The sequence below is a fragment of the Brachybacterium sp. J153 genome (assembly GCF_036311905.1).
Classification (GTDB): Bacteria; Actinomycetota; Actinomycetes; order Actinomycetales; family Dermabacteraceae; genus Brachybacterium.
Genome location: NZ_JAZDCH010000004.1, coordinates 90,873 through 103,232 on the forward strand (window position 1 = coordinate 90,873; position 12,360 = coordinate 103,232).

Sequence of the window (12,360 nt, forward strand, 5' to 3'; positions counted from 1 at the left end):
CGCCTCAGGGCTGGAGTCGGCGCACCGGCTGGCGCAGCACCGTGCGCAGACGCTCTGGGGCGGCCCGTCGCGGATCCCCGAGATAGATCTCGTGGTGAAGGCCGGTCCGCTCGAGGCCGCGAGACGGAATCTCCTCATCGTGCATCCGCTCGAGCACGGGCCCCTCGGCGTCATACGGGCCGACGTGCAGGGTCTGCACGCAGAGCCCTTCCTCGAACTCCTCCCAACGGACCGCGGAGCCCTCCCTCACCGCGTCCACGTCGGCGGCGGTGATCCACTCGGGCGTCATGAGTATCAGCCGCCACTGCCAGCGGTCCTTGTCGCGCCGGGAGGTGAAGGCCTCCATATCCTCGGCCCACCACAGACCTTCGAGCGGCGGGACCACGTCATCCCGGCCCAGTTCCCGCGTCGAGCGGAACGTCAGCCGGTAGGCGAGCGGGTAGAGCGCCCCGAGCGCTGCCTTGTACTCCGTGATCAGCGGCACCGGGACCAGCGAGCCGGAGTTCGCCGACCCCTGGGCGCTGCAGGCCTTCGCCGACTGGCGCGAGGCGGAGCAGGGCCGGGACGCCGAGGCGTGGATCGCTGTCTTCCAGCGCTTCACGGCGGGCCCGCATCGCACCCGTGAGCAAGTCGATCCGGCGGTGTGGGAGCTCATCGACACCATGGCCCGCGACACCCTGGCCCAGCACCTGCGCGTCGGGCCCGACGGGCTGCCGCTGCCGCCGGTGCCGCCCACGCCGGTCACCGGGACGTGGGATCGGCTCGGGTCCATCACCGTCCCGGTGCTCGCGCTCTCCGGGGCGCTCGACGGGGTGGATCATCGCGCCATGGGGGAGCGGCTCGCCCGCTCGGTCGGCGGGCCCTCCCGCCATGTCGAGATCCCCGGGGCGGCGCACTACCCGAACCTCGAGGCGCCGGAGCGGTTCACGGGCGAGGTGCTGCGGCTCCTCGAGCTCCTCTGAGCTTCCCCTCCTCGACGATCAGCCCGTGCAGCTCCGCGAGCTCCGGCACGCTGAATCCCGCCACCGCGAGCGCGGGGCGGATCGCCCGGGCGAAGGCTCGGTAGGACCCGGGCACCTCGGCGCCCCGGGCTGCTAGAGCCCGCCGGGCGTACTCGTCGCACAGGAAGGCGGGCCGACGGAAGCAGTAGAGCGAGATCGCGTCGGCCGTCTCCTCGCCGATGCCCTCGACGCCCAGCAGCTCGCGACGCAGCGCCTCGTCGGGGAGGTCCGCCGCCCGGACGGCGCGCGCCGCCCACCAGGTGGCCAGCGCCTGCACGCGACGCGGTTTCGTGCGCGGGAAGCCGGCGGCGCGGACCAGCTCCCGCACCCGCTCCTCCTCGGCCGCGGCGAGCGGGGCGGGCTTGCGGAGGCCCGCGTCGGCGAGTGCGGCGAGTGCCGCGGCGGCCTGCTCCCATCGGCTGCGCTGGACCAGCACCGCGCCGAGCGCGATCTCGAAGGGCTCCTCCCCGGGCCACCACCAGCCCAGCGGGCCGTGGCGGGCGAGCAGCTCCCGCTGCAGGTCCCGGAGGTCGATCACGCCTCGTAGGCTGTCACGTCCTCCGCGGCGGCCGCCAGCCGCACCGCGGTGCCCGGCACCAGATGACGGCGGGCGACCTCCTGGGGAGGGAGGTCGGCGGCGAGGTCCTCCGTCTGCACGCGCACGAGGTCCCCGCGCGGGGCGAGGCTCTGCACGGTGCGCCGCAGACCGCGGTCCTCGACGAGGCGCACCCCGGCCGGACGGAAGGCGGCGAGGACCGCCGCGCCCGGCGCGAGCCCGCAGCGGGCGGAGATCCCCTCCCCGCCCCCGAGCGCCACGCGACTCCCGTCCCAGGTGCCGCGGACCAGGTTCAGCCCGGCGAAGCGGGCCGCGAAGGCGGTGCGGGGACGGGTGAGGAGCTCGGCCGTCGGCCCCTGCTCCCGGACCGTGCCCCCGTCCAGCACGATGACGCGGTCGGCGAGGGTGAGCACGTCGAGCACGTCGTGGCTGACGATCAGCGCGGTCCGCTCGGCGAGGAAGTCGCGCAGCTGCTCGCGGAGCGTCGGCGCGACGTCGACGTCGAGCGCCGCCATCGGCTCGTCCAGCAGCAGCAGCCGGGGATCCGCGGCGAGGGCGCGGGCGATCGCGACCCGCTGCGCCTGCCCGCCCGAGAGCTGCGACGGCCGACGCCCCGCGAGCGCACCGATCCCCAATTCGTCCAGCCAGCGGCGGGACTCCTCCCGCGCCCGCGACCGCGTCATCCCCTGGGAGCGCAGGGCGAAGCGGATGTTGCCGGCGGCGGTGAGATGCGGGAACAGCACCGGATCCTGGCCGAGGGTCGTGACTCGGCGCCGATGCGGCGGCACCCAGTCGCGGGTTCCCGAGAGGGTCCGCCCGTCGAGCGCGACCTCACCGGAGGACGGGCGGAGGGTGCCGGCGACGAGCGCGAGAGCCGTCGACTTCCCGGCCCCGTTCGGACCGATCAGCGCGACGGTCTCCCCGGCGGCGACCTCGATCTCCAGGTCCACCCCGCGCTCGGCGACCGCGGCGCGCAGCACGAGGCTCATGGCGCGCTCCGCCGGTGCGCGAGGGCGATGACCACGATCGCGACGAGCATCAGCAGGAAGGACAGCGCGATGGCGGCGTCCGGGTCGCTCTCGCGCTGCAGGTAGATCTCGAGCGGCAGGGTGCGGGTGGTGCCCTGCAGCGAGCCGGCCACGGTGATCGTCGCCCCGAACTCGCCGAGCGCCCGGGCGAAGGAGAGCACCGTCCCGGAGCCTAGCGCGGGGAGCACGAGCGGCAGGGTGACGTGGGTGAGGACGCGCGTGGGCCGGGCGCCGAGGGAGGCGGCGGCCTGTTCGTAGCGGGTCCCGGCGGTGCGCAGCGCCCCCTCGAGGCTGAGCACCAGGAAGGGCAGCGCCACGAAGGTCTGGGCGAGCACGACCGCGGTGGTGGAGAACGCGATCTGCACCCCGAGCACCTCGAGGTGCCGGCCCAGCAGCCCCTGCCGCCCGATCGTGGACAGCAGCGCGATGCCGCCCACGACCGGCGGGAGCACGAGCGGGATCAGCACGAGCGCACGCAGCAGCGACAGTCCGCGCAACCTCGACCGGGCCAGCAGCAGCGCCATCGGCACGCCCAGCAGCACGCACAGGACCGCGGTGGTGAGCGAGGTCTGCAGGCTCAGCCGCAGCGCCGCGAGCGAGGACTCCGAGGTGATCAGCCCCCAGAATCCGCGCCACTCCACCCGGCTCGCGAGCGCGAGGAGCGGCACGAGCACGAACAGCCCGCCGAGCACGGCCGGGATCAGGACCCAGCGGGGGAGGGAGCTCATGCGCCGCCGAAGCCGTAGTCGGCGAGGACCACCTGCCCCAGCTCGCCGGTCACGAGGTCCACGAACTCCTGGCCCAGCTCGGCGTTCGCCGCATCCTTCACCGTGGTGATGGGGTAGACGTTCACCGCCTCCGAGGACTCCGGGAAGGCGATGCCCTCCACCGCGTCCCCGGCCTTGCGGACGTCGGTGACGTAGACCAGGCCCGCATCGGCCTCGCCGCTCGTGACCTTGTTCAGCACGTCGGTGACGGACTGCTCCTCGCTCACCGGGGAGAGCTCGAGGCCGGCCGCCTTCTCGACCGTCTCGGTCGCCGCGCCGCACGGCACCTCCGGCGCGCACACCACGAGGTTCAGCCTCTCCTCCGTGAGGGACGCGAGATCGGTGACGCCCGCGGGATTCCCGGCGGGCACCGCGATCATCAGGGTGTTCGTCGTGAAGTCGACGGGTTCCGCGCCCGCGAGCCCGGCCTCGGTGAGCGTGGCCATGGTCCGCTCGTCGGCGGAGGCGAAGACGTCCGCGGGCGCGCCCTGCCGGATCTGCTCGACGAGCGTCGAGGAACCGGCGAGGTTGAACTCGACGGTGACTCCCTCGTGCTCCTGCTCGAACTGCTGCCCGAGCACTTCGAAGGGCTCCTGCAGGGAGGCGGCCGCGAAGACCTGCAGGGTGACCGGGTCCGCGGCAGGGCCGCCGTCGGAGCCCGAGCCCCTCGCGCAGCCGGTGGCGAGCAGGATCAGGGCGGCGACGGCCGCGAGCAGTCGGGCCGGGCGTCTCATGCGTCCCCGCGCGCGACGGCGGGGGCCGGGCGGGCCGGCTCGGGGCCGGTCTCGATCACGACCTGGGTGGCCTTGACGACGGCGCTCGCGACCCTGCCGGGCTCGAGGCCCAGCTCCTGCGCGGCCTCGCTGCTCATGAGCGAGACCACCCGGTACGGCCCGCACTGCAGCTCCACCTGGGCCATGACGGTGTCCTGCACGACACGGGTGACGAGGCCGGTGAAGCGGTTGCGCGCCGAGGAGGCGGTCTGCCCGTGCAGCTCGGGGGTCACGGCCAGCTCGCGGGCGAGCCGTGCGACCTCCGTCCCCTCGAGCACCCGACGCCCGGAGGCGTCGGTGCCCGCGGTGATCGTGCCCTTCTCGATCCATCGGCGCACCGTGTCCTCGCTGACCCCGAGGAAGGTGGCCGCCTCACGTACCCGCAGCTGCGTCATGGTGACCAGTCTAGGCCCGCAGATGCGGGCTGTGGTGGGTCGGGGTGGTCCTCGGGGTGCAGCGTGCGTCGGGGCGCCGCGGCGGGGGCGGTGGCGGGCCGACGGATCAGCCGACCAGCAGCACGCCGCCGAGGCCGATTCCTGCGACCAGCAGCGTCGACAGCGCCGCGAGGGCGAACGGGCGGCCGCCCACCTGCACGAGCCGCCGGAGCCGCACCCCGGTCCCGAGGGCGAACATCGCCGCGGCGAGCAGCAGGGTCTGCAGCACGGAGCCGGCCTCGAGCGCGAGGGTCGGCAACGGGACGAGCGAGCGCAGCGCCACCATCGCCAGGAAGCCGAGCACGAACAGCGGCACGAGCGGCGGTCGGGTCCCGTCGGTCCGTCCCGCGCGGCGCTGCTGGACGCCGAGCACCGCGATCACCGGGGCCAGCAGCACCACGCGGGCGAGCTTGACCACGACCGCCACGGCGAGCGCGCCGCCGCCGAGTGCGCCGCCCGCGGCGACCACCTGGGCGACCTCGTGGATCGTGGCCCCCGCCCAGAGGCCCGCCGTCTCGGGGGCCAGGTGCAGCAGCGCCGCGAGGGCCGGCACTGCGGCGATCATCACCGTTCCGCACAGGACCACCAGCGCGATCGCGGTGATGGTCCGCTCCTCGTGCTCGTCCTCGGGATCGGTGACCCCGGCGGCCGCAGCCACGGCGGCGGCCCCGCAGATCGAGAAGCCGCACGCGATCAGCAGGGTCAGTCCGCGCTCCACGCCGAGCAGCCTCCCGAGCCCCACCGTGCCGAGGATCCCCAGGGTCACGACGGCGAGGACCACGAGCAGCATCGGGGCGCCGAGGGCGAGCAGGTCTCCGAGGGCGACCTCCAGTCCGAGCAGCACGATCCCGATCCGCAGCAGGCGCTTAGAGGCGATCGAGAGACCGGGCGCGAGCACCTCCGGGAGCGGGACGGCGTTCGCGAGGACGATGCCGACGACGATCGCGACGACGAGCGCGCTCACCCCGGGCAGCAGTGGGGCGAGCAGCATCGAGCCGCCCGCGACGCCCAGGGCGAGGAGCAGGCCGGGGCCGATCCTCCGCAGGTCCCCCGCGACGCGGGACGGGTGATGGTCCCGGAGGTCGGCGGGCGAGGCGGCGGGGGAGAGGGTCTCGTGCATATGACCCACTGTGTCGGCGCGAGAACGCGCCCGGTAGAGAGCAGTTCGCGAGCAGGGCATATGATTCTGATATGCCTGAGGTGCCCTCCCGACTCCCGAACCTCGCTTCCCTCCAGCTCTTCCTCGCCGTGGTCGACGAGGGCGGCCTCGGGGCGGGCGCCCGGCGCCTCGGCCTCCACCAGCCCAACGCCAGCCGGGTCATCGCCCAGCTCGAGGCCGAGGCCGGCGCCGCCCTCCTCGAGCGCGACCCCCGCGGCTCGCGCGCCACCTCCGCCGGCCTGCTCTACGCCGCCCATGCCCGGGAGCTGATCGCGGCGGCGGAGGAGTTCTCCGCGTGGCTGCGGCACAGCCGCGACGAGGACTCCCGCGAGTTGCACGTGGGCGTCAGCATGACCATCGCCGAGCACCTCATGCCCGCCTGGCTCGCCGAGCTGCGGCGCCGCAGCCCCCGCGTGCGGGTCGACCTCGAGGTGCTCAACTCCACCCGCGTCCTCGCCGGCATCCACGACGGCCACCTGCAGCTCGGCTTCGTCGAGACCCCGCACGTGCCCCGCACGGTGCACTCCCTCATGCTGCGCGAGGACGAGCTCGTGGTGGTCGTCGCCCCCGACCATCCCTGGGCCGCCCGGGAGGAGCCGCTGCCGCTCGCGGAGCTCGCCGCGACGCCGCTCGTGGTGCGCGAGGGCGGCTCCGGCACCCGCGACGCGTTCGAGGAGCTCGTCCCCGCCGCCGCCCGCACCGCCCCCGTCCAGGAGCTCGGGAGCAACGCCGCGGTGCGCATCGCCGTCGCCTCCGGGGCGGGCGGCGCCGTGCTCTCGATGCTCGCCGTCCGGGACGCCCTCGGCACCGGACAGCTCCACCGCGTCCCCGTCGGCGGCGCCCGCCTGCGCCGCCCTCTGACCGCCGTGTGGAAGGGACCGCGCCGCGTCAGCGGCCCGGCCGCCGACCTCCTCGACGTCGCCACCTCGCCCCCTTCCCCCAGGAGCTGACATGCCGATCCTCACCCGCACCTCCGAGCAGCCCGACCTGCCGCGCCGCGGCGCCGTCTGGTCCCTCACCGGCCACGAGCGCGAGCTCGACGCCAACCTCATCCGCCTGCCCGCCGGGGACGAGATCCCCGCCCACCTCGGCGCCGAGGTCGACACCCTGATCCACGTCGTCCGCGGCTCCGGCACGCTCGTCACCGACGACGGCGAGGAGGAGCTCGCCCCCGGCGACCTCGCGCTCCTGCCGCGCCGCACCCGACGCGGATTCCGGGCCGGGGCCGACGGGCTCGAGTACCTCACCGTGCACCGCCGTCGACAGGCACTGCGGATCGGCCGCCGCGAGGACCTGCCCGCACCTGGGGCAGACTGACCCCATGGCAGAGATCCACGACCCCCGCATCGCCGTCTATCTCGACTTCGACAACATCGTCATGTCCTGGTACGACCGGGTGCACGGACGCAACGCGTACAGCCGCGACCGGCAGCGGATCGCAGAGGACCCCACCGCCCCCGAGATCGCCGAGCGTCTCGCTGCCGCGACGGTGGACGTCGGCGCGATCATCGACTTCGCCGCCTCCTACGGCACCGTGATGCTCACCCGCGCCTACGCCGACTGGTCCTCCCCGGTCAACGCCGAGTACCGCGACCAGCTGGTCTCCCGCGCCGTCGACCTGGTCCAGCTCTTCCCCGCCGCCGCCTACGCGAAGAACGGCGCCGACATCCGCCTCGCCGTCGACACCGTCGAGGACATGTTCCGCACCCCCGACCTCACCCACGTGGTCATCGTCGCGGGCGACTCCGACTACGTCCCGCTCGCCCAGCGATGCCGGCGCCTCGGCCGCTACGTGGTCGCCATGGGCGTGGCCGGCTCGACCGCGAAGTCGCTCGCCGCCGCGTGCGACGAGTTCGAGTCGTACGACAACCTGCCCGGGGTCGAGCTGACCGGGACCGAGCGCTCCGGCCCCTCCCGTCGGCGTCGGCGCGCGAAGCCCGAGCCCGCCGCGAGCAGCCGGACCAGCGAGGACTCCGCGACCCCGGCGGAGGAGCCGGCCGAGGACGACCCCCACGCCGTCGCCGCCGCCCTCCTCGAGCGCGCGCTCGAGCTCGGCGACCGCGGCGACGGGGAGTGGCTGCACTCCTCCGCGGTGAAGACCCATATGCGCCGCATGGATCCGAGCTTCAGCGAGAAGGCCCTCGGCCACCGCAGCTTCTCCGACTTCCTCAAGGCCAACGCCGACATCGCCGAGCTCGAGGAGACGGGGCACGAGCGCCTCGTCCGCGCGAAGGACTGATCGCATGAACAACGCCGACGACGCCCCGACCCCCGATTCGGCCGACGCCCCGACCCCCGATTCGGCCGGCGCCCCCGCCCCGCTGCTCTCGACCGCGCTCACCGGCCGCCGCATCGTCGTGGCCGTGGACCGCAAGGCGGGCGAGCTCTCCACGGCCCTGCGCCGCCATGGCGCCGAGATCGAGCACGCCCCGCCCATGTCGACCATTCCGCACATCGATGATGCGGCGCTGCTCGCGCGCAGCCGTGAGTTGATCACCGCGACGCCGCAGATCCTCGTCGCCCTCACCGGGATCGGCTTCCGCGGGTGGATGGAGGCGGCCGACGCGGCCGGCATCGGCGAGGAGCTGCGCACCGCGCTCGCCGGCGCCCGCATCGTCGCCCGCGGCCCGAAGGCGCGCGGCGCCGTGCAGCGGGCGGGCCTGCCCGTCTCCTGGACCGCGGAGGGCGAGGTCGCCGCCGAGGTCGCCGAGCATCTGCTCGCCCGCGACCTCGCGGGCGCGCGGATCGCCGTCCAGCACCACGGCTCGGGGTCCGACGGGCTGGACGCCCTGTTCACGGAGGCGGGCGCCGAGGTGGTGAGCCTGACCGTCTATCGCTGGGGGCCGACGAAGGACGCCGCCGCGCTGCGCGCATCGGTCGAGCACGCCGGCTCCGGGACGGCCGACGCGGTCGTCTTCACCTCCGCCCCCGGTGCGCAGGCCTGGCTCGAGGACGCCGAGGCCGCGGGCACGCTCCCCGCGATCCGGGAGCGGGCCCGGGCGGGGGAGCTGCTGCTCGCCGCCGTCGGGCCCGTCACCGCCGCCCCGCTCGAGGAGCGCGAGCTGCCGAGCCTGCAGCCCGAGCGGATGCGCCTGGGGTCCCTGGTGCGCGCCGTCGTGGCGCACTACGGCGGCTCCACCAGCGAGTCCGCGTGACAGAACCTCCCGCGGGGAGGAGAATCGAGCACCCGCCCGGGCGACCGAGGAGTGTGCGCCATGAACGTGTTCCTGTGGATCCTGGCCATCGTGTTGGCCGCCGCCTTCCTGGGCAGCGGCCTGATGAAGATCCTCACGCCCCGCGAGCAGCAGATCCGCCGCACCCCCTATGTCGAGGACTTTCCGCAGAGCTGGATCCGCGGGATCGGGGTGCTCGAGGTGCTCGGCGCCGTCGGTCTGATCCTCCCAGCCGTGACCGGGGTGGCGCCGCTGCTGGTCTCCGCCGCGGCGGCCGGTCTCGCGATTACCATGGTCTTCGCCGCCATGGTGCACGTGCGCCGCGGGGACGGCATCGCCGCGGCGCTGCCCGCGATCGTGCTCGCGATCGCCTCCGTGGTGCTCGCCTGGTCGCGCTTCGGGCCGTACCCGCTCTGATCCCTGCCGGCGCCGGTGCGGGTCAGCGGCGTTGCAGCAAGGCCCGCAGCAGCAGCCCCGCGAGCAGCGCCCAGAAGGCCGCGCTGATCCCCGCGACCGCCACGCCCGAGGCGGCGATCAGCACGGTGACCCCCGCGGGGATCTGCTCGGCGGGCTCGGCGAGGGCCGCCCTCAGCGAGGAGACGAAGGTCGAGGCCAGCGCGAGCCCCGCGACTGCGGCGATGACGCCCTCGGGGGCGAGACCGATCAGCTGCGTGAAGGCCGCCGCGCCGAGGCCCAGCACCACGAGCACCATCCCGTAGGTCGCGCTCGCCACCCAGCGCCGCGAGCGGTCCTCCCCGGCCTCCGGCCCCGCGGCGAGCGCCGCCGTGATCACCGCGAGGTTCACGCCGTGCCCGCCGAGCGGCGCGCCGAGTAGGGTGCCCGTGCCGGTGACCAGCATCGAACGCCGCCACGGCACCTCATAGCCCAGCCCCCGCATCACCGCGACGCCCGGCACGTTCTGCGAGGCCATCGTGACCAGGTACAGCGGCAGGGCGATCCCCACGAGCGCCTCGAGGTCGAGCTGCGGCACGGTCAGCTCCACCCGAGGCACGAGCGCCGCGGCCGGCACCTCGGCGCCCGCGCGGAACACGGACACGAGGATCACCGCGGTCGCGGTCGCGAAGGCGAGCGGGGAGGCCCAGCGCGGGGCGAGGCGCAGCGCGAGCGCCCACACGACGACCACGGGGCCGACGGCGAGCGGATTCGCGGCGAGGCCCAGCACCGGTCCGAGGCACAGCTGCAGCAGCACCCCCGCGAGCGCCGACCGCCCCCGTCGTCGCCAGCAGCGCCGCACCCGGCGTCGACCAGGCGATCGTCAGCGGCAGTCGCGACCACGCCGACAGCAGGATCGAGCACAGCCCCATCAGCACGCTCACCGCGAGCAGCCCGCTCGAGGCCTGCGCGGGGCTCGCCCCCACCGCCTGCAGACCCGCGAGCACCACCACGAAGGAGCTGGTGAAGGCGACCAGACCGGCGACCACGCCTGCGGAGACGGGGCGGGCGAGGTCGGTCATGAGGCGGAGCGTATGTCCGCGCTGGCGCGATGATCGACAGCGCCCGCCGCTCGGACGCGTCCGATCGGTGGCAGGATCACCCCTATGAGCGACGCCGCCCCCGCAGGTCCCGCCCCCGTCCCCGACGTGATCGCCTGGCTTATGGACTCCGATCCGACCCTGCGCTGGCAGGTCGAGCGCGACCTGCTGGACCGCCCCGCGAGCGACTGGGAGGCGACCCGGGCCCGCATCGCCACCGAGGGCTTCGGCGCGGAGCTGCTCTCCCACCAGGGCGAGGACGGGCAATGGGCAGGCGGTGCCTTCTTCCCCGCCGGCTTCTTCGACGACCCCGAGACCCGCGACCTCCCCGGCCAGCCGTGGACCGCGACCACCTGGTCGATGACCACGCTGCGCGAGTGGGGGATGGACCCCGCGCCGCTGATCGCCCGCGACACCGTCGGCCTGCTCGCGCGCAACTCCCGCTGGGAGTACGACGACCTGCCCTACTGGGGCGGGGAGGTCGACTGCTGCATCAACGCCATGACGCTGGCCAACGGGCTCTGGCTCGGCGCCGACGTCGAGCACCTCGCGACCTGGTTCGTCGAGCACCGGATGGCCGACGGCGGCTGGAACTGCGAATGGGTCGAGGGCAGCACCCGCTCCTCGGTCCACTCGACCCTCAACGCGCTGCGCGCCCTGCTCCTGCACGAGCAGGCGACCGGCGGCACCGAGGAGACCCGGGCGGCCCGCGCCGCGGGGGAGGAGTACCTGCTCGAGCGCGAGCTGACCCATCGGCTCTCGACGGGCGAGCAGTGGGGCCCGTGGGTCGACCACTTCCTCTACCCGCCGAGGCACGTCTACAGCGCGCTGCGGGCGCTCGACCACTTCCGGCGCGCGGACCGACGCGATCCGCGAATGGCGACGGCGATCGCGATGGTCAAGCGGGCGCAGCAGGCCGACGGCACGTGGCTGCAGCAGCACGCCCTCCCGGGCCACATCTGGTTCGAGGTCGACAACCCCGTGGGACAGCCCTCGGCGTGGGTGACCCTCGAGGCGCTGCGCGTGCTCAGATGGTGGCGCGACGCCGGCTGACCGCATCCCTCGTGGTGGTGCGGATCCGGTACAGGCTCGTCGAGGCCGTCACGTAGAGGGTTCGGCCGTCGTCCCCGCCGAAGCACAGGTTCGCCGTCAGCTCGGGCACCGGGATCTCTGCGAGGCGCTCCCCGGCGGGGGAGAAGACCTGCACCCCGGAGCCCGAGGAGCTCCAGATCCGCCCCTCGACGTCGACGCGGATCCCGTCGGGCAGCCCCGGCTCGATCTCGACCAGCACCCGGCCGTTCTTCGCATGCCGCCCGTCGACCACGTCGTACACGTGGATCGCGTGGCCGCGCGGCCGGCCCGCGGAGAGCGCCTCGTCGGCCGGGGAGAGGGAGGAGTCGGCGACGTAGAGCAGCGACTCGTCGGGGGAGAGGGCCAGCCCGTTCGGTGCCTCGACGTCGATCACCACCGGGCGCACCTCGCCCGAGGCGGGATCGACGCGGAACACGTACCGGTCCCCGTACTCCTCCTCGCCGGCGTGGCCCTCGGCGGGCTTCCGGATCCCATAGGACGGGTCGGTGAACCAGATCGCCCCGTCGGCGGCGACGATGACATCGTTGGGGGAGTTCAGCCGCACCGCGCCGAAGCGGTCGACCAGGGTCTGCGGCGAGTGCACGGCACCCGGCTCGACCGCGGTGTCGCGCTGCACCGCGCGGCGGCCGTGGGAGCACTCGATGACGGTGCCGTCGAGGTCCAGGGTGCGGCCGTTGGTGAACTCGACGTCCTCGGCGAAGACGCTCAGCTCCCCGGTCGCCTCCGAGAACTCGAGGATCCGGTTCCCGGGGATGTCGCTGAAGCGCACCGCCCGCCGCGGCGGGATCCACAGCGGACCCTCCGCCCAGGTGGCACCGGTGGCGACGCGCTCGAGGACGGCGCCGGTCTCGAGCTGGGACGGGGCGGGAGTCGTCATGGAGCCG

The 12,360-nt window shown here is 74.5% G+C and carries 16 protein-coding genes and 1 pseudogene; 7 read left to right on the forward strand and 10 right to left on the reverse strand.

All coding sequences use genetic code 11. The annotated features are described in order from the left end of the window. Nucleotides 1–4: 4 nt before the first annotated feature. Nucleotides 5–484: a GyrI-like domain-containing protein gene (locus V1258_RS02060; protein ID WP_329748122.1), complete on the reverse strand. Its 480-nt coding sequence runs from the start codon at nucleotides 482–484 to the stop codon at nucleotides 5–7. Here V1258_RS02060 and V1258_RS02065 point away from each other — a divergent pair. Further along, nucleotides 471–962, forward strand: coding sequence for an alpha/beta fold hydrolase (locus V1258_RS02065; protein ID WP_329748123.1), 492 nt, complete (start codon nucleotides 471–473; stop codon nucleotides 960–962). The genes V1258_RS02060 and V1258_RS02065 overlap by 14 nt on opposite strands. On the opposite strand, the gene V1258_RS02070 is transcribed toward V1258_RS02065, so the two are convergent. The 6 genes from V1258_RS02070 to V1258_RS02095 all read right to left on the reverse strand — a co-directional run bounded on the left by V1258_RS02070 (nucleotide 925) and on the right by V1258_RS02095 (nucleotide 5,679). After that, complete coding sequence (locus V1258_RS02070; RefSeq protein WP_329748124.1) at nucleotides 925–1,539, reverse strand: endonuclease III; 615 nt, start codon at nucleotides 1,537–1,539, stop codon at nucleotides 925–927. The genes V1258_RS02065 and V1258_RS02070 overlap by 38 nt on opposite strands. Beyond that, complete coding sequence (locus tag V1258_RS02075; RefSeq protein ID WP_329748125.1) at nucleotides 1,536–2,546, reverse strand: ABC transporter ATP-binding protein; 1,011 nt, start codon at nucleotides 2,544–2,546, stop codon at nucleotides 1,536–1,538. The genes V1258_RS02070 and V1258_RS02075 overlap by 4 nt, the downstream gene beginning before the upstream one ends. Continuing rightward, nucleotides 2,543–3,313, reverse strand: a complete 771-nt coding sequence (locus V1258_RS02080) for an ABC transporter permease (RefSeq protein WP_329748126.1) — start codon at nucleotides 3,311–3,313, stop codon at nucleotides 2,543–2,545. The genes V1258_RS02075 and V1258_RS02080 overlap by 4 nt, the downstream gene beginning before the upstream one ends. Then, nucleotides 3,310–4,086 (reverse strand): molybdate ABC transporter substrate-binding protein, encoded by a 777-nt coding sequence (gene modA, locus V1258_RS02085; protein WP_329748127.1) that lies wholly within the window; start codon nucleotides 4,084–4,086, stop codon nucleotides 3,310–3,312. Before modA ends, V1258_RS02080 begins: the two co-directional genes overlap by 4 nt. Next, the gene (locus V1258_RS02090) at nucleotides 4,083–4,520 is read right to left on the reverse strand and encodes a TOBE domain-containing protein (protein ID WP_329748128.1); all 438 of its coding nucleotides are present in this window, start codon (nucleotides 4,518–4,520) and stop codon (nucleotides 4,083–4,085) included. The genes modA and V1258_RS02090 overlap by 4 nt, the downstream gene beginning before the upstream one ends. Nucleotides 4,521–4,626: 106 nt before the next feature. Continuing rightward, on the reverse strand, nucleotides 4,627–5,679 hold the full coding sequence (locus tag V1258_RS02095) for a YeiH family protein (RefSeq protein WP_329748129.1): 1,053 nt from the start codon (nucleotides 5,677–5,679) through the stop codon (nucleotides 4,627–4,629). A 71-nt stretch (nucleotides 5,680–5,750) separates the two neighbouring features. Here V1258_RS02095 and V1258_RS02100 point away from each other — a divergent pair, with 71 nt between their 5' ends. Genes V1258_RS02100 through V1258_RS02120 form a run of 5 tightly spaced genes read left to right on the forward strand, consistent with a single transcriptional unit; the run spans nucleotide 5,751 to nucleotide 9,308 of the window. Further along, nucleotides 5,751–6,668, forward strand: coding sequence for a LysR family transcriptional regulator (locus tag V1258_RS02100; protein ID WP_329748130.1), 918 nt, complete (start codon nucleotides 5,751–5,753; stop codon nucleotides 6,666–6,668). Nucleotide 6,669: 1 nt separating this feature from the next. Beyond that, entirely contained in the window at nucleotides 6,670–7,035 is a 366-nt protein-coding gene (locus tag V1258_RS02105) for a cupin domain-containing protein (RefSeq protein WP_329748131.1), read from the forward strand. 4 nt (nucleotides 7,036–7,039) lie between these two features. Continuing rightward, nucleotides 7,040–7,957: an NYN domain-containing protein gene (locus V1258_RS02110; RefSeq protein WP_329748132.1), complete on the forward strand. Its 918-nt coding sequence runs from the start codon at nucleotides 7,040–7,042 to the stop codon at nucleotides 7,955–7,957. Between the two features lie 4 nt (nucleotides 7,958–7,961). Then, on the forward strand, nucleotides 7,962–8,873 hold the full coding sequence (locus V1258_RS02115; protein ID WP_329748133.1) for a uroporphyrinogen-III synthase: 912 nt from the start codon (nucleotides 7,962–7,964) through the stop codon (nucleotides 8,871–8,873). A 60-nt stretch (nucleotides 8,874–8,933) separates the two neighbouring features. Beyond that, the gene (locus tag V1258_RS02120; protein ID WP_329748134.1) at nucleotides 8,934–9,308 is read left to right on the forward strand and encodes a DoxX family protein; all 375 of its coding nucleotides are present in this window, start codon (nucleotides 8,934–8,936) and stop codon (nucleotides 9,306–9,308) included. Between the two features lie 22 nt (nucleotides 9,309–9,330). On the opposite strand, the gene V1258_RS02125 is transcribed toward V1258_RS02120, so the two are convergent. Next, a complete protein-coding gene (locus V1258_RS02125) occupies nucleotides 9,331–10,101 on the reverse strand; it encodes a benzoate/H(+) symporter BenE family transporter (RefSeq protein ID WP_329748135.1) in 771 nt (256 codons plus the stop codon). Between the two features lie 82 nt (nucleotides 10,102–10,183). Further along, nucleotides 10,184–10,366 (reverse strand): annotated as a pseudogene (locus V1258_RS02130) (benzoate/H(+) symporter BenE family transporter); the annotation flags it as partial. 84 nt (nucleotides 10,367–10,450) lie between these two features. Here V1258_RS02130 and V1258_RS02135 point away from each other — a divergent pair. Next, complete coding sequence (locus V1258_RS02135; RefSeq protein WP_329748136.1) at nucleotides 10,451–11,437, forward strand: squalene cyclase; 987 nt, start codon at nucleotides 10,451–10,453, stop codon at nucleotides 11,435–11,437. On the opposite strand, the gene V1258_RS02140 is transcribed toward V1258_RS02135, so the two are convergent. Continuing rightward, the gene (locus tag V1258_RS02140) at nucleotides 11,412–12,353 is read right to left on the reverse strand and encodes an SMP-30/gluconolactonase/LRE family protein (protein ID WP_329748137.1); all 942 of its coding nucleotides are present in this window, start codon (nucleotides 12,351–12,353) and stop codon (nucleotides 11,412–11,414) included. The two genes, V1258_RS02135 and V1258_RS02140, sit on opposite strands and share 26 nt — an antisense overlap. Nucleotides 12,354–12,360 lie beyond the last annotated feature (7 nt).